The organism is Massilia endophytica, from assembly GCF_021165955.1.
GTDB classification, from domain to species: domain Bacteria; phylum Pseudomonadota; class Gammaproteobacteria; order Burkholderiales; family Burkholderiaceae_D; genus Rugamonas; species Rugamonas endophytica.
The window spans coordinates 4,368,522-4,393,269 of record NZ_CP088952.1 but is presented as its reverse complement, the minus strand read 5'-3'; the positions used below and the strand labels follow the sequence as shown (position 1 = coordinate 4,393,269).

Genomic DNA, 24,748 nt, shown 5'->3' with positions numbered 1-24,748 from the left:
ATGATCGAGCTCGATGGATCGACGGGGGAAGGTGGCGGCCAGATTCTGCGCTCATCGCTGACGCTGTCGATGATTACCGGGCGGCCGTTCAGAATCATCAATATCCGCGCCAACCGTCCCAAGCGCGGCTTGATGCGCCAGCACCTGGCCGCTTTGCGCGCCGCCGCCACGGTCTGCGCGGCCCAGGTCTCGGACGCCGAAGTCGGCTCGACCACGCTGGAGTTCACGCCCCACTGCGTCAAGGGCGGCGTGTACGAATTCTCCATAGGCACTGCGGGCAGCTCCACGCTTGTTCTTCAAACGCTGATACCCGCCTTGCTGTATGCGGATGTGCCCTCGGTCGTCACCGTCAGCGGTGGCACGCATAACCCCAAGGCCCCGCCCGCGCAGTTCCTTCAGCGCGCCTACCGCAGGGTGATCGAGCAGATGGGCGCGAACGTGGACATCGAGATCGAGCGCTTCGGCTTCTATCCCGCCGGCGGAGGTGAAGTCTGCGCCGCGGTGTGGCCCTGCACGCGCCTGCGCCAGATCGAATTGATGGAACCGGGCGCCATGTGCAAGGCGTATTCGGAAGCATTCGTGGCGCGGCTGCCCTTGTCGGTCGCGCAGCGCGAGCTGGCCTGTATCGGCGAGGGGCTGGGCTGGCCCGCATCCCAGCTGCATGCGCACGCGCTGGAACACACCCAGGGGCCGGGCAACGCCGTCCTCATCACCTTGGAGGGCGAGAACGCGACGGAGGTATTCTCAGGCGTCGGCGAGAAATCGGCGCGCGCCGAAGCGATTGCCGGAAATGCGCTGCTCGAAGCGCAGCGTTACCTCGCTTCGGGCGCTGCGGTGGGGGAGCACCTGGGCGACCAGCTCATGCTGCCGATGGCGCTGGCTGGCGGTGGGCGCTACACCCTCGACCACGTATCGCAGCACGCCATCACGAATGCCGAGGTGATCGCGCACTTCCTGCCGGTCTCGATTACCTTCGAGCAGGGCGAGAAGTTCAGCACCTGCACCGTCAGAACGAATACTGCGCAGTGACGCCCGCCTGCCAGTTGCGGCCGGGTGCGGCTTCGTAATAGCGCTTGCTCGCATCGCCCACAATCACCGAGCCAACGTAAGTTTTGTCCAGCAGGTTGTTCAGCCGGGCGAACTCGCGGATGGTCCAGCCGCCCATGCCCTGTGCGGCGTTCACGCGGAAATTCACTACCCCATAGCCCGGTGCGGGCTTCTCGCTGTTGCCGTCCTCGACATAGACCTTCGCATTGGCCAGCGCTTCGAGCGCGGCGCCGAATCGGCCTTCCGAATCCTTCCATGCCAGTTCGGCGTACGCCGTACCACGCGGGACGCCGGGGAGCCGGTTCCCCTCGCGCACGTTGCCGAAAGCCTGGTCGTAGACTGCGCGCAGCGTAGTCAGCGCAAGGCGGGAGCTGAAGCCGTAGCTCCAGCTGGAATCGGCGGAGAGCTCAAAGCCCTGTCGCAGCGTCTTGCTGGCATTGCGGTAGCTGGTACGCCCTCCGCTCGACACGTCCACCACGAGCTCGTCGCGTGTGCGCACTTCGAAGGCAGCGAAATCGATGCGGGTATGCGGGGCGAGCTGCATTTTTGCTCCCAGCTCCACATGCGTACTGCGCGCGGGGCGCAGGCCGAAATTGAAGCCTGTACCTGCTCCCGAGTAGAACAGCTCATTCAGCGTTGGCGTTTCGAAGCCGCGTGCGGCGCTGGCGTAGATGTTCAGGGTCGGCGCGGCCTTGTAGGTAACCCCGGCGACGGGCGTCCTGCGCACAAAGGTCATTCCGCCGCTGTCGTTGCCGTTGCCGAGGAAGTGGTCGTCCACCTCCACTTTCACGCGGCTGTGGCGCAGGCCAGCGGTCAGCTGCCAGGCGCCGCTTTGCCATTCCGTCTGCACGTAGGGATCGGCATTCGACACCACATCGCGCTCGTCGCGGCGCAGCGCCCCGCGTACGCCCAGTTGCGTGCCGACGAAGTTCTCGTATCCGGTGCGGTCGTCGCTTGAGCGGTCGAAGTCGGCGCCCACGGTGGTGCGCAGCACGCCATCGGCAAAGCGGTGCACATCCAGCCAGCTGATACCTGCGCCATGGAATTCGCGGTCGAAGTCCACGACGCCGCCCGAGTGCGAAGGCGGAGCCTGGAATGCGCGCGAGAACGACTGGTACTGGATCACTTCGCGGTTACCGCCGTAGGCCAGTACGCGCAGGCGGTTTTCGCCGAAGTGCAGGTCGTATGTCGCTCCGATCTGTTGATGGTCGATGCTCTTGCGCGTGTTGTAGCGCTCCGCGAAGCTGCGCTTGGGAGATGCGGTATCCGCGGGATCGATCTCGCCAGCACGGGGATCGTGCAGGAAAGTCGCCCACTGCACGCCCAGCGGGTCCTGCGTATTCTTCTGCCGCAGTCCGCTCGCCACAAGGGTCACCTTGCTATGCGTTGAAGGCTCGAAGCTCAGCTTCGCGTACTGCTGCTCGCGCCGGGCCGCGCTGTGTTCGCGATAGCCGTCGGTTTCGAAGCGCGAGGCGTCGAGCACATAGCCGAAGCGTCCCTCGCGGCCCTGGGCGCTGACATCGGTCTTGCGCATGCCGTCGCTGCCGCCCATCGCCGACACCTCGACCGAGGCGGGCGCCTTGCCTTCTTCCGTGAACAGCTGCACCACGCCGCCCGCGTGATTGCCGTAAAGCGCCGAGAAGGGCCCGCGCAGGACTTCGATCCGTTGCGCGCGGTCCAGATTGAAGGTTGCGGCCTGGCCCTGCCCATCGGGCATGGTGGCGGGAATGCCGTCGGCGATCAGGCGCACGCCCCGCACGCCGAAAGCGGAACGGGCGCCGAAGCCGCGCGAGGAAATCTGCAGGTCCTGGGCGTAGTTCTGGCGGTTCTGCACCACCAGGCCGGGCACGGCGGCCAGCGATTCGGAGGCGTTGACCCGCATCTGCCCTTCGCGGATACGCGCGGCGCCGATCACGTCGATCGCGGCGGGGACATTGATGCTGGCGTGTTCGTTGCGGTTGGCGGTGACGACCACGACACCTGCCAGGTCCTGCTGCGCCTGGGCGGCGCCAGCCGCCGCCGCGCACAGCGCGGCAAGGGTTTTAAGGCAATGCTGCACGAATTTTTCCCATAGATAATTTGGCATCCACTATACAGGCCCGAGCAAAGTTGCGTCGCAGACCTTGCGGACGCGCATTCCGTTTGCTATAGTTCTGTCCCTGCCGCGCTGCACTAGCAGCAAAGCGGATGAGAGGGGTTGACGGAGTACGCGAAACGCTTCATAATCTCGCCTCTCTGCTGATGAACAAAACGCTTCATCGGAACAGCAGGATCTTTAAAAATTAACAGTCGATAAGTGTGGGCGTTTGAAGAAGTGCACGGAGCTTAGGCTTCGATGCTCAAATAATAGATTCAAACGTTCACAAGAAATATGTCAGTATTTTGAGTGAATGACCCCAGTGGAAACACTGGAAAACAGAGATTGAACTGAAGAGTTTGATCCTGGCTCAGATTGAACGCTGGCGGCATGCTTTACACATGCAAGTCGAACGGCAGCGCGGGCTTCGGCCTGGCGGCGAGTGGCGAACGGGTGAGTAATGTATCGGAACGTACCCAAGAGTGGGGGATAACGTAGCGAAAGTTACGCTAATACCGCATACGATCCAAGGATGAAAGCGGGGGACCTTCGGGCCTCGTGCTCCTGGAGCGGCCGATATCTGATTAGCTAGTTGGTGAGGTAAAGGCTCACCAAGGCGACGATCAGTAGCTGGTCTGAGAGGACGACCAGCCACACTGGGACTGAGACACGGCCCAGACTCCTACGGGAGGCAGCAGTGGGGAATTTTGGACAATGGGGGCAACCCTGATCCAGCAATGCCGCGTGAGTGAAGAAGGCCTTCGGGTTGTAAAGCTCTTTTGTCAGGGAAGAAACGGTCCTAGCTAATATCTGGGGCTAATGACGGTACCTGAAGAATAAGCACCGGCTAACTACGTGCCAGCAGCCGCGGTAATACGTAGGGTGCAAGCGTTAATCGGAATTACTGGGCGTAAAGCGTGCGCAGGCGGTTTTGTAAGTCTGTTGTGAAATCCCCGGGCTTAACCTGGGAATGGCAATGGAGACTGCAAGGCTGGAATCTGGCAGAGGGGGGTAGAATTCCACGTGTAGCAGTGAAATGCGTAGAGATGTGGAGGAACACCGATGGCGAAGGCAGCCCCCTGGGCTAAGATTGACGCTCATGCACGAAAGCGTGGGGAGCAAACAGGATTAGATACCCTGGTAGTCCACGCCCTAAACGATGTCTACTAGTTGTCGGGTCTTAATTGACTTGGTAACGCAGCTAACGCGTGAAGTAGACCGCCTGGGGAGTACGGTCGCAAGATTAAAACTCAAAGGAATTGACGGGGACCCGCACAAGCGGTGGATGATGTGGATTAATTCGATGCAACGCGAAAAACCTTACCTACCCTTGACATGGCAGGAACCCTGGAGAGATCCGGGGGTGCTCGAAAGAGAACCTGCACACAGGTGCTGCATGGCTGTCGTCAGCTCGTGTCGTGAGATGTTGGGTTAAGTCCCGCAACGAGCGCAACCCTTGTCATTAGTTGCTACGAAAGGGCACTCTAATGAGACTGCCGGTGACAAACCGGAGGAAGGTGGGGATGACGTCAAGTCCTCATGGCCCTTATGGGTAGGGCTTCACACGTCATACAATGGTACATACAGAGGGCCGCCAACCCGCGAGGGGGAGCAAATCCCAGAAAGTGTATCGTAGTCCGGATTGTAGTCTGCAACTCGACTGCATGAAGTTGGAATCGCTAGTAATCGCGGATCAGCATGTCGCGGTGAATACGTTCCCGGGTCTTGTACACACCGCCCGTCACACCATGGGAGCGGGTTTTACCAGAAGTAGGTAGCTTAACCGTAAGGGGGGCGCTTACCACGGTAGGATTCGTGACTGGGGTGAAGTCGTAACAAGGTAGCCGTATCGGAAGGTGCGGCTGGATCACCTCCTTTCTAGAGTCGCACGGACTCAAACGTTCACACTTATCGGCTGTTAGTAGAAGAAGAAACGAGCGCGGGTCTGTAGCTCAGCTGGTTAGAGCACCGTGTTGATAACGCGGGGGTCGTTGGTTCGAGCCCAACCAGACCCACCAAGTACACGCGGGGGATTAGCTCAGCTGGGAGAGCACCTGCTTTGCAAGCAGGGGGTCGTCGGTTCGATCCCGTCATCCTCCACCACTGCTTTTATGTAAGGTCCGAACCTTAGATAAAAGTAGTACTCGTTCTTTAACAATCTGGAAGAAGTAAAGTTTTATTAAGCGCACACAGCAATGTGTGTACTTAGGGTAGTAGTAAAACTCATCAAACACAGTAGTAAATGCTTGAACTATAGCCGTCAAGGTTATAGGGACAAGTGAATAAGTGCACATGGCGGATGCCTTGGCGATTACAGGCGATGAAGGACGTAGAAGTCTGCGATAAGCTTCGGGGAGCTGACAAACAAGCTTTGATCCGAAGATTTCCGAATGGGGAAACCCGGCCTTTTAGGTCATCTCACACTGAATACATAGGTGTGTGAAGCGAACGCGGCGAACTGAAACATCTAAGTAGCTGCAGGAAAAGAAATCAACCGAGATTCCCAAAGTAGTGGCGAGCGAAATGGGAAGAGCCTGTACGTGATAGTCGAGCTGATAGTGGAAGCCTCTGGAAATAGGCGCCATAGCGGGTGATAGCCCCGTACACGAAATCAGAACGGTGGTACTAAGCGTACGACAAGTAGGGCGGGACACGAGAAATCCTGTCTGAAGATGGGGGGACCATCCTCCAAGGCTAAATACTCGTAATCGACCGATAGTGAACCAGTACCGTGAGGGAAAGGCGAAAAGAACCCCGGGAGGGGAGTGAAATAGATCCTGAAACCGTGTGCATACAAACAGTCGGAGCCTCTTCGTGGGGTGACGGCGTACCTTTTGTATAATGGGTCAGCGACTTACATTCAGTGGCGAGGTTAACCAGATAGGGGAGCCGTAGAGAAATCGAGTCCGAACAGGGCGCCAGTCGCTGGGTGTAGACCCGAAACCAAGTGATCTACCCATGGCCAGGTTGAAGGTGCGGTAACACGCACTGGAGGACCGAACCCACTAATGTTGAAAAATTAGGGGATGAGCTGTGGGTAGGGGTGAAAGGCTAAACAAACTTGGAAATAGCTGGTTCTCTCCGAAAACTATTTAGGTAGTGCCTCAAGTATCACCACCGGGGGTAGAGCACTGTTATGGCTAGGGGGTCATCGCGACTTACCAAACCATTGCAAACTCCGAATACCGGTGAGTGCGAGCTTGGGAGACAGACGTCGGGTGCTAACGTCCGGCGTCAAGAGGGAAACAACCCAGACCGCCAGCTAAGGTCCCAAAGATTGGCTAAGTGGAAAACGAAGTGGGAAGGCTAAAACAGTCAGGATGTTGGCTTAGAAGCAGCCATCATTTAAAGAAAGCGTAATAGCTCACTGATCGAGTCGTCCTGCGCGGAAGATGTAACGGGGCTAAGCCAGTCACCGAAGCTGCGGATATGCGCAAGCATATGGTAGGAGAGCGTTCTGTAAGCCTGCGAAGGTGTCTTGTAAAGGATGCTGGAGGTATCAGAAGTGCGAATGCTGACATGAGTAGCGATAATGCGGGTGAAAAGCCCGCACGCCGTAAGCCCAAGGTTTCCTGTTCAACGTTCATCGGAGCAGGGTGAGTCGGCCCCTAAGGCGAGGCAGAGATGCGTAGCTGATGGGAAGCAGGTTAATATTCCTGCACCGTCGTATGATGCGATGGGGGGACGGATCGCGGAAGGTTGTCTGCCTGTTGGAATAGGCAGTTTCTGGTTCATAGAAGGCGCTTAGGCAAATCCGGGCGCGGAATTCAAGGGACTGGGACGAGCGAGCTTGTCTCGCGAAGCAATCGGAAGTGGTTCCAAGAAAAGCCTCTAAGCTTCAGTCATACGAGACCGTACCGCAAACCGACACAGGTGGGCGAGATGAGTATTCTAAGGCGCTTGAGAGAACTCGGGAGAAGGAACTCGGCAAATTGGTACCGTAACTTCGGGAAAAGGTACGCCTCGGTAGCTTGACCACTTTACTGTGGAAGGGCGAAAAGGTTGCAATAAACTGGTGGCTGCGACTGTTTAATAAAAACACAGCACTCTGCAAACACGAAAGTGGACGTATAGGGTGTGACGCCTGCCCGGTGCTGGAAGATTAAATGATGGGGTGCAAGCTCTTGATTGAAGTCCCAGTAAACGGCGGCCGTAACTATAACGGTCCTAAGGTAGCGAAATTCCTTGTCGGGTAAGTTCCGACCTGCACGAATGGCGTAACGATGGCCACACTGTCTCCTCCCGAGACTCAGCGAAGTTGAAGTGTTTGTGATGATGCAATCTACCCGCGGCTAGACGGAAAGACCCCATGAACCTTTACTGTAGCTTTGCATTGGACTTTGAACCAATCTGTGTAGGATAGGTGGGAGGCTTTGAAGCGGGGACGCCAGTTCTCGTGGAGCCAACCTTGAAATACCACCCTGGTTTGTTTGAGGTTCTAACCTTGGCCCGTGATCCGGGTCGGGGACAGTGCATGGTAGGCAGTTTGACTGGGGCGGTCTCCTCCTAAAGTGTAACGGAGGAGTTCGAAGGTACGCTAGGTACGGTCGGACATCGTGCTAATAGTGCAATGGCATAAGCGTGCTTAACTGCGAGACCGACAAGTCGAGCAGGTACGAAAGTAGGACATAGTGATCCGGTGGTTCTGTATGGAAGGGCCATCGCTCAACGGATAAAAGGTACTCTGGGGATAACAGGCTGATTCCTCCCAAGAGTTCATATCGACGGGGGAGTTTGGCACCTCGATGTCGGCTCATCACATCCTGGGGCTGTAGCCGGTCCCAAGGGTATGGCTGTTCGCCATTTAAAGTGGTACGTGAGCTGGGTTTAAAACGTCGTGAGACAGTTTGGTCCCTATCTGCCGTGGGCGTTGGAAATTTGAAGGGGGCTGCTCCTAGTACGAGAGGACCGGAGTGGACGAACCTCTGGTGTACCGGTTGTCACGCCAGTGGCATTGCCGGGTAGCTAAGTTCGGAAGAGATAACCGCTGAAAGCATCTAAGCGGGAAACTTGCCTTAAGATGAGATTTCCCGGAGCCTTGAGCTCCTTGAAGGGTCGTTCGAGACCAGGACGTTGATAGGTCAGGTGTGGAAGTGCAGTAATGCATTAAGCTAACTGATACTAATTGCCCGTACGGCTTGTCCCTATAACCTTGACGGTTATGCGCATTTACCAGTGTTTGAGAACACTACCCTCTACTTCTTCCAGATTCAGGCTGCAGCGACATCGCTGCGGCCGTACAAGTCATGCCTGATGACCATAGCAAGTCGGTCCCACCCCTTCCCATCCCGAACAGGACCGTGAAACGACTCTGCGCCGATGATAGTGCTGCAACCAGTGTGAAAGTAGGTTATCGTCAGGCTGTTATACCAAAAAGCCCGTTGAGCTGATGCTCAACGGGCTTTTTTCATTGCTGAATCCCCGCCTACGCGGGGTTGATGTTTAGAAGCGGTAGGCCAGCTTCAGCACGCCGTAGTCGACGCCGCTGTTCGGCTTCTTGATGCTGCCGTTCGAGAAGTGCTGCATCTTCAGCGCGACCTCCCAGTTCTTGTTGAACACGTAGCCGATGCCAATGTGATCGCCGAACTGGAAGGCTGTGGAGAGGCCGTCGTCGTTGTTGTTATAGGTGTGCGAGAGCAGGTGGGCGCCGATGCCGATCTCGGCGTAGAAGCCCAGCTTGCTCGTGTTCTCGAAGCGGAACACCGGCGTGAACCCGATATCCACGATGTGCTGCTTGTCGCCCGGTACGTTCTTGTACTGGCGGCCTTCCCAGGCGCCGATGCTGGCGTCCCAGTAGCCCGTCAGGTGGGTGCCGTTCGAATCGAACCAGCTCCAGCTTGGCTTCCAGTCCTTGGTGGCGCCGGCGCGCACCATGCGCACCTTGGAAGCCGAACCGAACTCGCCGTACACGCCGTCCACCAGGCCATCGGCCGCGAATGCGGCATTGGCCGCCAGTACTGCGGCGATTGCCGCGATCAGTTTTTTCATCTGCATTCTCTCAAAAAGTTGTGGTGCATCCTGCATGCCTTTCGGGCAATCCCACTATTGTAGCGGCCTTGCGGAATTTCGGCCGACGGTTAGGAAAACGTTAAAATGCCGTCAATACCTCATAACCTGGAGTACAAAGGGATGCCACGCTTCGCGAAGATTGCCTTTCTCGGCATTGGCCTGATGGGAGACCCCATGGCACGGCGCCTTCTCTCCGCCGGAGTGCCAGTCACCGTCTGGAACCGCAGTGCAGCGAAGGCGCAGGCGCTGAAAGCCGCAGGCGCAGCCGTGGCACTGGAGCTGGCGGGTGCCGTGCGCGATGCGGATGTGGTCATCTCCATGCTGGAAGCGGGGCCGGTCGTTGGCGCAGTGATCGATGCCGCGCTGCCTGCGCTGAAGCCTGGCGCCTTGTGGATCGACATGAGCTCCACCAGGCAGTCCGAAGCCCAGGAGTTTGCACAGCGCCTCATGGGCCACGCCGGGTGCCGCTTTGTGGATGCACCGGTGTCGGGCGGTGTCGGCGGCGCGCAGGCTGGAACGCTGGCGATCATGGCGGGCGGAGAGGAGACCGATATCGAGGACGCCCGTCCAATTTTCGAAGCGATGGGGCGTGTCACGCGCGTCGGCCCCGCTGGCAGCGGACAGGTGGCGAAGCTGTGCAATCAGCTGATCGTCGGCGGCACGATCAATATCGTCGCGGAAGCGCTGCTCCTGGCGCAGTCGGCGGGCGCGGACGCCGCGGCGGTGCGGCAGGCCATACGCGGCGGTTTTGCCGAGAGCCGTGTGCTGGAAGTGCATGGCCAGCGCATGCTGGACCGGAACTTCATGCCCGGCGGCCAGGTCACCACGCAGCTGAAGGACATGCATAACATCCTCGCCGCAGCGGCGGCGGCGGGCGTCGCGCTGCCGGTGACGAGTCTCGTCACCGAACGCTATGAATCGATCCGCAATGAACACCCCATGGCCGACCACTCGGCCGCGCTGCTTGCGCTGGAGAAGCTCAACCCCGGCAAGCGCGTAGGCGACAAGCCGGACCAGTTGCCGTAAGCCTACAATGAATTCGCACAAGGAGGTGCCTTTCCCCATCGCTAAGAGCTTGGCGACAGTGCCAGATGCATTAAAGCTCGCGGGCGTACTAGGGATGATCTGTGGTTTTGCTTATTTGCTCGCTTATACCAACGACGTAGGTATTCCATTTCCACTTGAGCTAAGCGTGCTCCCGAGTACCTTGCTATTGGTCGGAGCGACGTCACTAGTAGGTATGCTCTTTCTCGTTGGCGGTGTGCTGGCGCCGGCGCTATTGATAGATGATCCTTTGCGGGTAACCAAAGAGTATTTTCTCGCACATGACTGTGGGCCTCGAATGGAGTGGGCGAGGCTTAAGCGCTATCTAATGTGCGTTTGGATGCCCATGGCGCTAGTGCTAATCGCGTTGCTTCTACTGATAGGCGTGTTCGGTGGGGGCATTTGGATCTACTGGGCTGCTGGCATCTTGATTGCAGCGGCATTCGGCTGGATAGTAGCGACTGCCTCTAGCGTTCGTGCGTTCAAGGACACCAAGTCCAGATTCATACTGACGATGATCGCCCAAACCGCACTATCCGGCTTTTCTTACTGCTCGTTTCTAGTGCTTTCAGCAGCCGTCTATCCGAGCCTGAACATACAACCGGCCTGGAAGGTAGGTTTCGGCGCGCTCCTTGCGTTCTCACTCGTTCATATGTTCGTATCAATTCCACAAACTAGAGGGCTTGGCTTGCGCATCCTCATGCCGCCTCATTTCAGGCACGAAGCCTTACCTGCAAGTGCAATGGTCTACGTAGTAGCGATCATGGTCACACTAGTTTCGATGATGTGGTATCCGTTGAACGCCAAGGTGGGAAAGGCTGTGCTTCGGGCTTTCCGCGCCGGTGGCGGGATGCCAGCAATCGTATGCTTGAAAGAGCGGCTGCCAGGAAGAGTTACAAACGAACTTGCTTTCGATGATGCTGGCTGCTCCGAACCCTTACTGATCCTTCTTGATGCAGGGGACAAGGTCTATGTCGCAAAACGCGCTGAGAATCGCGCCACCGATAAGGCCGATGGCGCGAACGCACATACAAATCCGATCGCTCTACGTCAAGACGAAGTGAGAGCGAAGATTTACCTTCCACCAGCTGGGGCCAAGGGCAGCGCCGCTTCGGCCATGCGCACCCACAGGCTTGCGCCGATGGGCAGCAGCGAGTCGTTGAAGTCGTAGCTTGCGTTGTGCAGCACGCAGGGGCCCATGCCATGGCCGTCGTGCCGGTGCGCGCCCACGCTGTCGCCGTTGCCGATGAAGATGTAGCAGCCCGGCTTCTCTTGCAGGAAGTAGGCGAAGTCCTCTGCGCCCATGGTTGGCTCAGTGTTTGCGTCCACGTTCTCGGCGCCGACCAGGGAACGCATCACGTCCACGGCGAACGCCGTTTCCTTCTCGTGGTTCACGAGCGGGGGATAGTTGCGCTTGAAGACGAAATCGACTTCGGCGCCGAAGCCTGCGGCCAGGCTTTCGGCCAGCGCCTGCATGCGTGATTCGATCAGGTCCAATACCTCGGTGGTGAAGGTGCGTACGGTGCCCACCAGTTCCGCTTCGTCCGGAATGACGTTCGTGGCGCTGCCGGCGTGGATCTGCGTGATCGACAGCACGGCCGTGTCGAGAGGGCTCTTGTTGCGGGTGATAATGGTCTGCCAGGCCTGTGCGATGTGCACGGCGATCATGACGGGATCGACACCCTTGTGCGGCTGCGCCGCATGTGCGCCCTTGCCCTTCACCTTCACGTGGAATTCGTTGGAGGACGCCATCATGGGGCCGGGGCAGACGCCGAACTTGCCCGCCTCCATACCCGGCCAGTTGTGCATGCCGTAGATGGCCTCCATGGGGAATCGCTCGAAGAGTCCGTCCTGCATCATGCGGCGCGCGCCGCCGCCACCTTCCTCTGCGGGCTGGAAGACGAGATAGACGGTGCCGTCGAAATTGCGGTGCTGCGCCAGGTGCTTCGCTGCACCCAGCAGCATGGCGGTGTGGCCGTCGTGCCCGCAGGCGTGCATTTTGCCGCTGTGGCGCGAGGCGTGGGGGAAGGTGTTCACTTCCTGCATGGGCAGCGCGTCCATGTCTGCGCGAAGGCCGATGGCGCGGTTGGACGTGCCGTTCTTGATGATGCCGACCACGCCCGTGAGCCCCAGGCCGCGCACCACGGGAATGCCCCATTCGGTCAGCTTGGCGGCGACAACGTCGGAGGTGCGCTGTTCTTCGTAGCAGAGCTCAGGGTGCGCATGGATGTCGCGGCGGATGGCCTCAAGCTCGGATTGAAACGCAATGATGGGTTCAACTAGTTTCATCTGCTTCTCCACAATTCTTGTTCTTGCACCCCTCGTGAGGGTTTTGAAAGACCATTGTAGCTCCGCAACGCGATCGCCGGAATGGTTTACGATAAGGGTTTGCTCCAAGTAACTACCGGATTTGCCATGACAAGCACCCAAGTCCGTGCCGCCTGCCCGCACGACTGCCCCGATACCTGCGCCATCCTCGTCACCGTCGAAAACGGCGTTGCCACCGAGATCAAGGGCGATCCCGACCACCCAACGACCGCCGGTGTGCTGTGCACCAAGGTGGCGCGCTACGCCGAGCGCACCTACTCGCCGGACCGCCTGCTCTACCCCATGCGCCGCGTGGGCAAGAAGGGGGAAGGCAAGTTCGAACGCATCAGCTGGGACGAGGCGCTGGACACCATCGCCGCCCGCCTCAAGCCCCTGGCCCAGGAAAGGCCGGAAGCGATCCTGCCCTACAGCTACGCGGGCACCATGGGGCTGCTGCAGGGCGAATCCATGTCCCTGCGCTTCTTCCATTCCCTGGGCGCTTCCTTGCTGGACCGCACGATCTGCGCCATGGCCGGAGCTACCGGCTACAAGTACACCATCGGCGGCTCCGTGGGAACGGACATCGAGCAGTTCCAGAATGCGAAGCTGATCCTGATCTGGGGCGGCAACCCCATCGCCTCCAACCTGCACTTCTGGATGCGCGCCCAGGAAGCGAAGCGCCGCGGCGCCCGTCTCATCGCCATCGACCCCTACCGTTCGCTGACGGCGGAGAAATGCCACCAGCATATCGCCCTGCTGCCCGGCACGGACAGCGCCCTGGCCCTGGGCATGATGCATGTGCTGATCGCCGAGAAGCTGCTGGACGAGGACTATATCGCCCGCTACACCCTGGGCTTCGAGGAGCTGAAAGAGCGCGCCGCCGAATGGACGCCCGAGCGCACCGCCGAAACCTGCGGCATCACCGTTGAGGAGGTGGTGGGGCTGGCGCGCGTCTACGGCAGCACGGCCAAGGCGGGCGAGCCGGTGGCGATCCGCCTGAATTACGGCGTGCAGCGGGTGCGCGGCGGCGGCATGGCCGTGCGCAACGTTGCCTGCCTCCCGGCGCTGGTGGGCGCATGGCGCCATGCGGCTGGCGGCGTGCAGCTCTCGGCCTCCGGCACCTTCCCCTCGAACAAGCCCGCCCTGCAGCGCCCGGACCTGCTGAAGAAGCAGCCGCGCACGATCAACATGAGCACCATCGGCGACGACCTGCTGAAGGAGGCGTCGCCGGAGTTCGGCCCGAAAATCGAAGCCGTCATCGTGTACAACTCCAATCCCGTAGCCGTGGCGCCGGAATCGCCGAAGGTGGCGGCCGGTTTCGCGCGCGAGGACCTGTTCACCGTGGTGCTCGAACACTTCCAGACCGACACCGCCGACTACGCGGATATCCTGCTGCCCGCCACCACCCAGCTGGAGCACACGGACGTCCACCTGGCCTACGGCCACCTGTACATGATGGCAAACAACGCCGCCATCGCGCCCATGGGCGAAGCCAAGCCGAACACGGAAATCTTCCGCCTGCTGGCAGCGCGCATGGGGCTGGACGATTCCTGCTTCCGCGAGAGCGATGACGAAATGGCAGCCATCGCCTTCCGCAAGGATGACGAGCGTGCCGTGCATTTCGACTGGGAATCCCTGAAGCGCAAGGGCTGGGAGAAGCTGAACATGCCGGATGCACCATTTGCATGCGGCAATTTCCCCACACCTTCGGGAAAATGTGAGTTCTATTCGGCACAAATGAAGGCGGATGGCCTGGACCCCCTTCCCGCCTACATTCCGAACTACGAATCGCAGGCATCTGCCCCCGATCTGGCGGCAAAATACCCGCTTGCGATGATATCTCCGCCGCAACGCAACTTCCTGAACTCCACCTTTGTCAACGTGCAAAGCCTGCGCGCGGCGGAAGGCGAACCTTGGCTCGACATCAATCCTGATGACGCGGCAACACGTGGCGTGAACCACGGCGATATGGTCCGCATCTTCAACGATCGCGGCTCCTTCGTGTGCAAGGCGAGGGTGACGGACAAGGCCCGGAAGGGCCTCGTGGTAGGCCTTTCGATCTGGTGGAAAAAGCTGGCCCGCGACGGCAAGAATGCCAATGAGGTAACGAGCCAACGGCTGACCGACATGGGACGCGCCCCGACGTTTTACGATACACTCGTTCAGGTGGAAAGAGCGGTCTGAAGGTGAGGTATGCGCAACATTGTCCCTTTAAAAATAAGGGCCAGATACCTGCTGGCGGGGGCGGCTTGCGTCCTGATGCTGGCAGGTTGCGCACAATTCAAGTATTACTTCCAGGCCGCGCAAGGCCAGTACTCGCTGTGGTCGGACACCCGTCCGATTGAGGATTGGCTGGGCGATCCCGCCACCGATCTCAAACTCAAGGCCCGCCTGGAAAAGGCGCGCATGATCCGCCGCTTCGCTGTGAAGGAACTGGGCCTGCCGGACAACGCGAGCTACAAGAACTACGCGGCCCTCAACCGTCCTTTCGTGCTGTGGAATGTGGTGGCGACGCCGGAGCTCTCGCTGCATCCCATCCAGTGGTGCTTCCCCATTGCGGGCTGCGTGAGCTACAAGGGCTACTACAACAAGGACGACGCGGCGGCCTACGCCGAAGAGCTGCGTGCCGAAGGCAACGACGTGCAGATGGGCGGCGTGCCCGCCTACTCCACCCTGGGCTGGTTCAGCGACCCCTTGCTCTCCACCTTCATCAACTATTCCGACGCTGAACTGGCGCGCATGGTCTTCCATGAGCTGGCGCACCAGGTGGTCTACATCCAGGGCGACTCGCGCTTCAACGAAGCCTTTGCCACGGCCGTCGAGGAGGCGGGCGTGAACCGCTGGCTGGAGCTGTACGGCGACCCGCCCATGCGCGAGGCCTATGCCCGCTACAGCGCCCGCCGCAAGGACTTCCTGAACCTGCTGGTGAAGCACCGCCAGATGCTGGCCGAGCTCTATGCGAGCAAGCAGAGCGTGAAACGCAAGCGCGAAGGCAAGGCGCGCATCTTCGCCTCCCTGCAGGCGGAGTACAAGGAACTGAAGGTGAGCTGGGGCGGCTACGCGGGCTACGACCGCTTCTTCGCCGAAAAGCTCACCAACGCCCACCTGGCCGCCGTGGCCACCTACAACGACCTGCTGCCCGGCTTCCGCGCGCTGCTGGTACAGCAGAAGGATTTTCCGCATTTCTATGCTGCGGTGCAAAGCATGAGCAACCTGCCTTCAGTCGAGCGGCACGAGCGCCTTACCCAGCTGGCGCGCCTGGCCCCGCCCGCCCCCGACACCACCGTCGCCGAACGCCCCAGCGAGACCGCCGGCGCGCATTGATGCTGCGTTGCAGCAACGCTTCTTAATAGAAGAGGCGTTCCAAATTATCAAAAGCGCTTGCATACTGGACTCCCTGCCGATAGCATCATCATCTGCAGATAGTACGGGCGTTCGTTTTTTTGCCGGCGCCCCACCACAACGATAACGAGACAAGAGGCGCAGATGGATAAAATTTGGCTGAAGTCCTACCCACCCGGCGTGCCCGCGGACATCGACCCCAACCAATATCGCTCGCTGGTGCATCTGCTGGAAGAATCCTTCCAAAAATATGCGGACCGTAACGCCTTCGTCTGCATGGACAAGTTCCTGAGTTACCGCGAACTCGACGAGCACTCCAGGCGCATGGGCGCCTGGCTCCAGAGCCGCGGCATGAAGCCGGGCGCGCGCGTGGCGATCATGATGCCGAACGTGCTGCAGTACCCGGTGGCCATCGCCGCCATCCTGCGTGCGGGCTACACGGTGGTGAACGTGAATCCGCTGTACACGGCGCGCGAGCTGGAACACCAGCTGGTGGACTCGGGCGCGGAAGCCATTATCATCCTCGAGAACTTCGCAACCACGCTGGAGCAGGTGCTGAGCCGCACCTCGGTCAAGCACATCATCGTGGCCAGCATGGGCGAAATGCTGGGCGGGGCCAAGGGCGTCATCGTCAACCTCGTGGTGCGCCATGTGAAGAAGATGGTGCCTGCGTTCTCGCTGCCGAATGCGGTGCGCTTCAAGGAGGCCCTGGGCCACGCGAAAAGCATGAAGCTCACGCCGGTGGAGCTGAAGAACGAGGATGTGGCCTTCCTCCAGTACACGGGCGGCACCACAGGCATTTCCAAGGGCGCCTCGCTCACCCACCGCAATGTGATTGCGAACCTGTTGCAGGTGGAGGCATGGTCGGTGCCGGTCATGGGGCAGCTGGACAACGCCGTCATCGTGTGTGCGCTGCCGCTGTATCACATCTTCGCCCTCACGGTTTGCGCAATGTGGGGCATGCGCAGCGGGGCCACGAATGTCCTGATTCCGAACCCGCGCGATATTGGCGGCTTTATCCGTGAGCTCACCAAGTACAAGTTCAATATCCTGCCCGCGGTGAACACGCTGTACAACGCGCTGGTGAACCATCCCGATTTCGCGGAGCTGGACTTCTCGCACCTGAAGCTTTGCCTGGGCGGCGGCATGGCCGTGCAGCAGGCGGTCAACGACAAGTGGCTGAAGGTGACGGGTGTCGGCATCATCGAAGGCTACGGCCTGTCCGAGACAGCCCCCGTGGCGAGCTGCAACCGGGTCACCAACAAGGGCTTCACCGGCACCATCGGGCTTCCCCTGCCGTCCACCGACCTGACCATCCTGGACGACGACGGCAACGAGCTGCCTCTCGGCCAGGCCGGCGAGATCGCCATCCGCGGTCCGCAGGTGATGGCCGGCTACTGGAACCGTCCGGACGAAACGGCCAAGGTCATGACCCCGGACGGCTACTTCAAGTCCGGCGACGTGGGCGTGATGGATGCGGACGGCTTCGTGAAGATTGTGGACCGCAAGAAGGACATGATCCTGGTCTCGGGCTTCAATGTGTACCCCAACGAGCTGGAAGCGGTGATCGCTGCGCACCCCGGCGTGCTGGAATGCGCCTGCATCGGTGTGCCGGACGAGCACTCCGGCGAGGCCGTGAAAGTCTTCGTGGTGCGCAAGGACCCGAACCTCACGCAGGAGGCGCTCATGGCTTACTGCAAAGAGAACCTCACCGGCTACAAGAAACCGAAATACATCGAGTTCCGCGACGAACTCCCGAAAACCAATGTGGGCAAGATCCTGCGCCGCGTGCTGCGCGACGAGGTCAAGCCCGGCGACAAGAAGGCTGCATAGACGAGGCAAGAAGATGGAAAAAATCTGGTTGAAATCCTACCCCGAAGGCGTTCCTGCGGAGATCGACAGCACGCAGTACCGCTCCGTGACGCACCTGCTGGAAGAGTCGTTCCGCAAGTATGCCGACAAGAAGGCCTACGTCTGCATGGACAAGTTCCTCACCTTCGGCGAAGTGGACCAGATGTCGCAGAAGTTCGGCGCCTGGCTGCAGGGCAAAGGCCTGCCGCAGGGCGCGCGCGTGGCGATCATGCTGCCGAACGTACTCCAGTACCCCGTCGCCATGGCGGGCGTGCTGCGCGCGGGCTATGTGGTGGTGAACGTGAACCCCCTCTACACGCCGCGCGAGCTGGAGCACCAGCTGAAGGACTCCGGCGCCGAAGCCATCATCGTGCTGGAGAACTTCGCGCACACGGTGCAGGAAGTGCTGGCCGAAACGCAGGTGAAGCACGTGATCGTGGCCACCATGGGCGACCTGCTTGGCGCCGTGAAAGGCGCCATCGTGAACATGGTGGTGCGCAAGGTGAAGAAGATGGTGCCGCCCTTCTCGCTGCCGAATGCGGTGTCGTTCAAGCAGGTGATGGCCGAAGGCGGCCGCCTCTCGCTCAACCCGGCCAAGCAGAATCACGACGATATCGCCTTCCTGCAGTACACGGGCGGCACCACGGGCGTGTCGAAAGGCGCCGTGCTGCTGCACCGGAATGTGATCGCCAACGTGCTGCAGAACGAGGCCTGGCTGAACATGGCGCCACAGGAAGAGCAGGTGGTGTTCGTGTGCGCCCTGCCGCTGTACCACATCTATTCGCTCACCATCAGCGCCTTCATGGGCATGCGCCTGGGCGGGCTGAATGTGCTCATTCCGAACCCGCGCGACATTCCAGGCTTCGTGAAGGAACTGGCCAAGTACCGCGTCACCGTCTTCCCGGCCGTGAATACGCTGTACAACGCGCTGCTCAATAATCCGGAATTCGCCAAGCTGGACTTCTCCAGCTACAAGGTCTGCAACGGCGGCGGCATGGCCGTGCAGAAGGCGGTGGCGGACAAGTGGCTGAAGATTACCGGCACGCCGATCATCGAAGGCTACGGCCTGTCCGAGACCTCGCCGGTGGCCACCGCCAACCGCGTGGATATCCGCGAGTTCACGGGCACCATCGGCCTGCCGATTCCGTCCACTGAAGTGTGCATCCTGGACGACGACGGCAAGGAAGTGCCGCTCGGAACCGCGGGCGAGATTGCGATCCGCGGCCCGCAGGTGATGCAGGGCTACTGGCAGCGCCCCGAGGAAACGGCCAAGTCCATGACGCCGGACGGCTTCTTCAAGACGGGCGACGTGGGCGTGATGGACGAAAGGGGCTACACCCGCATCGTGGACCGCAAGAAGGACATGATCATCGTGTCCGGCTTCAACGTGTACCCGAACGAAGTGGAAGGCGTGGTGGCGGCCCATCCGGGCGTGCTGGAAGTGGCCTGCATCGGCGTGCCGGACAATGTGTCCGGCGAGGCGGTGAAGCTCTTCGTCGTGCGCAAGGACCCGCAACTCACCGCCGAACAGCTGCTGGACTTCTGCAAGCACGAACTCACGGCCTACAAGAAGCCGAAGTACATCGAGTTCCGCGACGACCTGCCGAAGTCCAACGTCGGCAAGATCATCCGCCGCCAGCTGCGCGACGAGAAGAAGGCAGCGTAGTCAGGAGAGGACGAAGCCGGGTTTGCCCGCGTCCACCGCGAAGGAAGCCAGCGTGCCGATGCCGCTGGCTTTTTTTCTGACGTTCTCCAGGCCCTGGAACAGCACCATCGTCCGCTCGGGACGGATATCCATCAGCATGAAGCCGCGCCGGTCGCTGCGGCCGTACTTGATGTGAGGGTTGATCTTCAGGTACTCCTCGGTGCGGGACTGCGGGCGCGAACTGGAGGTGATGGAGGTTCCGCAGAACTCCGTTGCAACGGCAGGAGCATCCTGCGCGCCCAGTTCCGCCGCGTAGAAAGTGTGCACGTCGCCCGAGAGAACGATGGGATTGGCTGCCTTGCTGCTGCGAAGCGTGTCGAGCAGGCGCTGGCGGGCGGCGGGATAGCCATCCCAGCCATCGGTCCAGAAGCGGCCGTCCGTTGCCTGGCGCAGGGGCACCTGGGAGGACTGCGCCATCAGGGTCTGCTGGGCGATGAAATTCCAGCGCGTGCGCGCCGTCTTCAGGCCGTCCGCCAGCCAGCTCTCCTGATGTGGCCCGAGCATGGTGCGTTCCGGGTCGGCCAGCGCGGCGCAGGCCGCCCGGTAGACGGAGGCGGAGCCGCCGCGTCCTGGCCGCGGGCAGGCCTGGGGCGAGCGGTACTGGCGGTTGTCCAGAACGTGGAAGCGCGCCAGCCTGCCCCAGTCGTAGCGCTGGTAGATGCGCACGTCGTCGAAGCCTCCCGCGGCGGGCAGGCGCACAGGCTGGTGCTCGTACCATGCCTGGTAGGCTGCTGCGCGGCGCGCCGCGAAGTCCGGCGACAGCAGCTCGTCGCGCAGGCCGCCGTAATCGTTGGCCACTTCATGGTCGTCCCAGGTCACGATCCAGGGCGCGGCGAGGTGCGCGGCCTGCAAATCCGGGTCGCTCTTGTACTGCGCATAGCGCGCGCGGTAGTCGGCCAGGGTAAAGCTCTCGTCGCGGCGCACCGCGCGCTGCGGATGCTCCAGCTGATAGGCGCCCCATTCGTAGATGTAATCGCCGAGGAATGCCACCAGGTCGGGCGCCGCCGCGGCAATGTGGCGGTGGGCGGCGTAGTAGCCGAACTCCCAGTGCTGGCAGGACGCGACGGCGAGCTTCAGTGCGCCCGGCATCTCCAGCGTTCCCGGCGCCGTGCGCGTGCGGCCCACCGGGCTTACCGCATCGTCAAGCATGAAGCGGTACCAGTACCAGCGGCCCGGCCGCAGGCCTTTCACGTCCACGTGCACGCTGTGCGCCAGCGCGGGCAGGGCGTTCGCCGTTCCGTGCGCGGCGATATTGCGGAAGGCTTCATCCTCGGCCACTTCCCAGCGCACGGTGAAGGCGGTTTCCGGCATGGCGGCCGCGTTCAGCGGGTCGTACAGGATGCGCGTCCACAGCACCACGGAATCGGGCAGGGGGGAGCCCGAGGCTACGCCAAGGACGAAGGGGTATTTTCCGTTGCCGCGCGGCGCCGAACGCGCAGGCAGAACCAGGCCTGCGCCCACGGCTGCCAGTCCGGCGAGCCGCAAGGTGTTGAGCAGCAGGACGCGGCGCTGCATGCCCTAGTTCTGGAGCAGCGATTCGAGGGGCGGAACGGGGCGCGGCTTGCGGTCCGGGCCCGTCGCTACATAGGTAAGCGTCGCTTCCGTCACCTTGACGGTGACGGCCTGCAGGCGGTTGCGTTCAGCATACACCTCGACGTTCACCGTGATCGAGGTGTTGCCCACCTTGACGATATCCGCATAGAAGGAGAGCAGGTCGCCCACAAAGACGGGGTTCTTGAACAGGAAGGAATTCACGGCAATCGTGGCCACGCGGCCGTTGGCGCGGCGGGTGGCGGGCAGGGAGCCCGCAATGTCCACCTGGGCCATGATCCAGCCGCCAAACACGTCGCCATAGACATTGGCGTCGGCCGGAGCGGGCATCACGCGCAGTTCCGGCATCTTTCCCGGCGGCAGGCCGCGGTTCTCGGTGGCGATTGGCGTGTTCTCTGGCGTGGTCATCATGAATTCTCTTGAAGGGCTACAATGGGCCAAATTGTAACTGCTATCCCGTTCCCATGCGCCGTTCCGCCTACTCTGCCGCGCCAGCCGACCTGCCATCCGGGCGCGGCGACCTCGCTACGCTGAAAACCCTTCTGCCCTATCTCTGGGTCTACAAATGGCGCGTGATGGCCGCCATGGTAGCCCTGGTCGGCGCCAAGCTGGCCAACGTGGGCGTGCCCGTCGTGCTCAAGCACCTGGTGGACGCCATGACCATCAAGCCGGGCAACCCCCATGCCCTGCTCGTGCTGCCTTTGGCGCTGCTGGTCGCCTACGGTGCGCTGCGCCTGTCCACCACCGTGTTCACGGAACTGCGCGAATTCCTGTTCGCCCGCGTGACCCAGCGCGCGGTGCGTACCATTGCGCTGAAAGTCTTCCGCCACCTGCATTCGCTGTCCCTGCGCTTTCACCTGAACCGGCAGACGGGCGGCATGACGCGCGATATCGAACGGGGCACGCGCGGCGTGGGCTCGCTCATCTCCTATACGCTGTTCAACATCCTGCCCACGCTGGTGGAGATCACGCTGGTGCTGGGCTATCTCGTCACCCACTACGACATATGGTTCTCGGTCATCACCTTCACGGCCCTGGTGCTCTACATCGTGTTCACGGTGGTGGTGACGAACTGGCGCACCCACTTCCGCCGCACCATGAACGATCTGGACTCGAAGGCCAACACCAAGGCCATCGACTCCCTGCTCAATTACGAAACGGTGAAATACTTCGGCAACGAAGAATACGAGGCCAAGCGCTACGACGAGGGACTGCAGCGCTTCGAAAGCGCGGCCGTGAAGTCGCAGACCTCGCTCTCCCTGCTGAATACGGGCCAGTCGGCCATCATTGCCACGGCGGTCACCCTGATCCTGTGGCGCGCGACCCAGGGCGTCATCGACGGCAGCATGACGCTGGGCGACCTGGTGCTGGTGAACTCCTTCATGATCCAGCTGTATATTCCGCTGAACTTCCTGGGCGTGATCTACCGCGAGATCAAGCAAAGCCTGGCGGACATGGAGCGCCTGTTCTCGCTGCTGGACGAAAACCGCGAAGTGGCTGATTCGCCCGACGCGAAGCCCCTGCTGACCAGCGGAGCACAGGTGAAGTTCTCGCACGTGGATTTCAGCTACGAGGCCAAGCGCCAGATCCTCTTCGATGTGGACTTCACCATTGCCGCGGGCACCACCACGGCGGTGGTAGGCCACAGCGGATCGGGCAAGTCGACGCTCTCGCGCCTGCTGTACCGTTTCTATGAGGTGAACGGCGGTTCGATCACCATCGACGGCCAGGACCTGCGCAAGGTGACGCAGGACTCGCTGCGCCACGCCATCGGCATCGTGCCGCAGGATACGGTGCTGTTCAACGACACCATCGAGTACAACATTGGATACGGCAAGCCGGGCGCTTCGAAGGAAGAGATCATCGCAGCGGCGAAGGCGGCCTCCATCCACGACTTCATCGACAGCCTGCCGGACGGCTACCAGTCCATGGTGGGCGAGCGGGGCCTGAAGCTTTCCGGCGGCGAGAAGCAGCGAGTGGCGATTGCCCGAACACTGCTGAAGAATCCGGCGATCCTCATCTTCGACGAGGCGACGTCCGCCCTCGATTCCAAGTCCGAACAGGCGATCCAGGCGCAGCTCAAGGAAATTGCGCGCGACCGCACCACGATGGTGATAGCACACCGTCTGTCCACGGTGGCCGATGCGCACCAGATCCTGGTGCTCGACCACGGCCGCATCGTGGAGCGCGGCACGCATCAATCGCTGCTGTCGGCGGGCGGCCTGTATGCCCAGATGTGGGAGCGCCAGCAGGCGCGCCGCGAAGACGAATCCGCCGAAGCGGCATAGGTCGCGGCAGAGGGGACAGACCCCGGATGGGGTCTGTCCCCGGTATCACAGTCCGCCGCCGGCCACAGTCTGCGGCATGGCGCCACAACTAAAAAGGCTCCCGAAGGAGCCTTTGTTTTTACGGCAGCGGCGCTTCCGCCAACTCCTTGTTCGGTGCGGCGGGTGTGGTCAGTTCCCCCTCCCACTTCGCCACCACGGCGGTTGCGATGCTGTTGCCGATCACATTGGTCGCCGAGCGCGCCATATCCAGGAAGTGGTCGATACCGAGCAGCAGAACGAGGCCCGCTTCAGGGATATTGAACTGCGACAGGGTTGCGGCGATCACCACCAGCGAGGCGCGCGGCACGCCGGCCATGCCCTTGGAGGTGAGCATCAGCACGGCCATCATGGTCATCTGCTGGCCCAGGGACATCTCGATGCCATAAGCCTGCGCGATGAAGACGGCGGCGAAGGTGCAGTACATCATCGAGCCGTCCAGGTTGAAGGAATAGCCGATCGGCAGCACGAACGCCGCGATGCGGTTGCGCACACCGAAGCGCTCCAGGCCTTCCAGGGTTTTCGGGAAGGCAGCTTCGCTGGACGCGGTGGAGAAGGCCAGCAGCGTCGGGCCGCGCACTTCGGTAATCAGCGCCAGTACGCGGCGGCCGAGGAAGATGAAGCCCGCGCCGATCAGGAGCAGCCACAGGATCACGATGCCGAAGTAGAACTCGGCCATGAACACGCCATAGGTCTGCAGCACGCCCAGGCCGCTCTTGGCGATGGTGCCGGAAACGGCGGCAAACACGGCGAAGGGAGCGAACTTCATTACATAGCCGGTGACCTTCAGCATCACGTGCGCCACGCCATCCACGGCTTCGATCAGCGGCTCGGCTTTCTTGCCGATGGCGGCGGCGCCCAGGCCGAAGAACAGGGAGAACACCACAATCTGCAGGATCTCGTTCTTCGCCATGCCGTCCACGATGGAGGAAGGCACCAGGTGGGTGACGAACTCCTTGAGCGTCAGGCTGCTGGTCGCCAGGCCGGAAGCGGCAGCGTGCGCGGGCAGCTGGCCCACCAGGGCGTCGCCCGGACGGAAGATGTTAACCAGGATAAGGCCCAGCGCCAGCGACATCACCGACGCGATGAAGAACCAGGCCAGCGTCTTGATGCCCACGCGGCCTACTTCACCGGCGTCGCCCATGCGCGCAATGCCCACCACCAGCGTGGAGAACACCAGCGGCGCTATAATCATCTTGATCAGGCGCAGGAACAGCGTCGTGATGAGGGACATGGTGTCCGCGTAGCTGGCCGGCGTAGCCATCGACACGTTGACGAGGTAACCAACCAGAACCCCGAGTGCAAGACCGACCAGGATATAAGTGGTCAGGCGATTTTTCTTTTCCATATACGCGTATCTCCTGATTGTGTCCCTCTGCAGTGCGCCGGGAGCAAGTTTGCCGGTAGAATGTTGAATTAATAGGCAATCAACAGCAAGTTCCGCAGTATCCTTGCGGGCATGGTGAACTGTCAAGCGAGTGTGGATGGCCA

At 61.0% G+C, this 24,748-nt stretch carries 14 protein-coding genes, 2 tRNA genes and 3 rRNA genes; 13 read left to right on the top strand and 6 right to left on the bottom strand.

Features of this window, described 5'->3' with window-relative positions; all coding sequences use genetic code 11:
- Positions 1-1,029 (top strand): RNA 3'-terminal phosphate cyclase, encoded by a 1,029-nt coding sequence (gene rtcA, locus LSQ66_RS20105; RefSeq protein ID WP_231766950.1) that lies wholly within the window; start codon positions 1-3, stop codon positions 1,027-1,029.
- On the opposite strand, the gene LSQ66_RS20100 is transcribed toward rtcA, so the two are convergent.
- Complete coding sequence (locus LSQ66_RS20100; protein ID WP_307730231.1) at positions 1,007-3,106, bottom strand: TonB-dependent receptor family protein; 2,100 nt, start codon at positions 3,104-3,106, stop codon at positions 1,007-1,009. The two genes, rtcA and LSQ66_RS20100, sit on opposite strands and share 23 nt — an antisense overlap.
- 365 nt (positions 3,107-3,471) lie before the next feature.
- Between LSQ66_RS20100 and LSQ66_RS20095 the strand changes: the two genes are divergently transcribed.
- The 5 genes from LSQ66_RS20095 (at position 3,472) to rrf (ending at position 8,486) form a co-directional block, all read left to right on the top strand.
- A 16S ribosomal RNA gene (locus LSQ66_RS20095) occupies positions 3,472-5,002 on the top strand.
- A 63-nt stretch (positions 5,003-5,065) separates the two neighbouring features.
- Positions 5,066-5,142: transfer RNA gene (locus LSQ66_RS20090), tRNA-Ile, on the top strand.
- 9 nt (positions 5,143-5,151) lie between these two features.
- Positions 5,152-5,227: transfer RNA gene (locus LSQ66_RS20085), tRNA-Ala, on the top strand.
- 169 nt (positions 5,228-5,396) lie between these two features.
- A 23S ribosomal RNA gene (locus LSQ66_RS20080) occupies positions 5,397-8,270 on the top strand.
- A 103-nt stretch (positions 8,271-8,373) separates the two neighbouring features.
- A 5S ribosomal RNA gene (rrf, locus tag LSQ66_RS20075) occupies positions 8,374-8,486 on the top strand.
- The 16S, 23S and 5S rRNA genes sit together here with 2 tRNA genes alongside, the layout of an rRNA operon.
- An 80-nt stretch (positions 8,487-8,566) precedes the next feature.
- Here the strand turns inward: rrf and LSQ66_RS20070 are convergent.
- A complete protein-coding gene (locus tag LSQ66_RS20070) occupies positions 8,567-9,112 on the bottom strand; it encodes an acyloxyacyl hydrolase (protein ID WP_307730230.1) in 546 nt (181 codons plus the stop codon).
- A 141-nt stretch (positions 9,113-9,253) separates the two neighbouring features.
- Between LSQ66_RS20070 and LSQ66_RS20065 the strand changes: the two genes are divergently transcribed.
- Both LSQ66_RS20065 and LSQ66_RS20060 read left to right on the top strand, forming a co-directional pair.
- Positions 9,254-10,159 (top strand): NAD(P)-dependent oxidoreductase, encoded by a 906-nt coding sequence (locus LSQ66_RS20065; RefSeq protein WP_269449108.1) that lies wholly within the window; start codon positions 9,254-9,256, stop codon positions 10,157-10,159.
- Between the two features lie 7 nt (positions 10,160-10,166).
- A complete protein-coding gene (locus LSQ66_RS20060) occupies positions 10,167-11,348 on the top strand; it encodes a hypothetical protein (RefSeq protein WP_231766947.1) in 1,182 nt (393 codons plus the stop codon).
- Here the strand turns inward: LSQ66_RS20060 and LSQ66_RS20055 are convergent.
- Entirely contained in the window at positions 11,252-12,466 is a 1,215-nt protein-coding gene (locus LSQ66_RS20055) for a M20 aminoacylase family protein (RefSeq protein WP_231766946.1), read from the bottom strand. The two genes, LSQ66_RS20060 and LSQ66_RS20055, sit on opposite strands and share 97 nt — an antisense overlap.
- A gap of 126 nt (positions 12,467-12,592) precedes the next feature.
- Here LSQ66_RS20055 and LSQ66_RS20050 point away from each other — a divergent pair, with 126 nt between their 5' ends.
- The 4 genes from LSQ66_RS20050 (at position 12,593) to LSQ66_RS20035 (ending at position 19,343) form a co-directional block, all read left to right on the top strand.
- Positions 12,593-14,668: a molybdopterin-containing oxidoreductase family protein gene (locus tag LSQ66_RS20050; protein WP_231766945.1), complete on the top strand. Its 2,076-nt coding sequence runs from the start codon at positions 12,593-12,595 to the stop codon at positions 14,666-14,668.
- A 75-nt stretch (positions 14,669-14,743) separates the two neighbouring features.
- Positions 14,744-15,808 carry an aminopeptidase gene (locus LSQ66_RS20045; RefSeq protein ID WP_231766944.1) on the top strand — a complete coding sequence of 355 codons (1,065 nt, stop codon included), beginning with the start codon at positions 14,744-14,746 and terminating at the stop codon, positions 15,806-15,808.
- Between the two features lie 162 nt (positions 15,809-15,970).
- On the top strand, positions 15,971-17,659 hold the full coding sequence (locus LSQ66_RS20040; RefSeq protein WP_231766943.1) for a long-chain-fatty-acid--CoA ligase: 1,689 nt from the start codon (positions 15,971-15,973) through the stop codon (positions 17,657-17,659).
- 13 nt (positions 17,660-17,672) lie between these two features.
- A complete protein-coding gene (locus LSQ66_RS20035; RefSeq protein ID WP_231766942.1) occupies positions 17,673-19,343 on the top strand; it encodes a long-chain-fatty-acid--CoA ligase in 1,671 nt (556 codons plus the stop codon).
- Here the strand turns inward: LSQ66_RS20035 and LSQ66_RS20030 are convergent, their stop codons facing one another.
- On the bottom strand, positions 19,344-20,897 hold the full coding sequence (locus LSQ66_RS20030) for an alkaline phosphatase D family protein (protein WP_231766941.1): 1,554 nt from the start codon (positions 20,895-20,897) through the stop codon (positions 19,344-19,346).
- Between the two features lie 3 nt (positions 20,898-20,900).
- Positions 20,901-21,341: an acyl-CoA thioesterase gene (locus tag LSQ66_RS20025; RefSeq protein ID WP_231770164.1), complete on the bottom strand. Its 441-nt coding sequence runs from the start codon at positions 21,339-21,341 to the stop codon at positions 20,901-20,903.
- Between the two features lie 56 nt (positions 21,342-21,397).
- Between LSQ66_RS20025 and LSQ66_RS20020 the strand changes: the two genes are divergently transcribed.
- Positions 21,398-23,221 carry an ABCB family ABC transporter ATP-binding protein/permease gene (locus tag LSQ66_RS20020; protein WP_231766940.1) on the top strand — a complete coding sequence of 608 codons (1,824 nt, stop codon included), beginning with the start codon at positions 21,398-21,400 and terminating at the stop codon, positions 23,219-23,221.
- Between the two features lie 118 nt (positions 23,222-23,339).
- Here LSQ66_RS20020 and LSQ66_RS20015 read toward each other — a convergent pair whose 3' ends face one another.
- Positions 23,340-24,605: a dicarboxylate/amino acid:cation symporter gene (locus LSQ66_RS20015; protein ID WP_231766939.1), complete on the bottom strand. Its 1,266-nt coding sequence runs from the start codon at positions 24,603-24,605 to the stop codon at positions 23,340-23,342.
- Positions 24,606-24,748 lie beyond the last annotated feature (143 nt).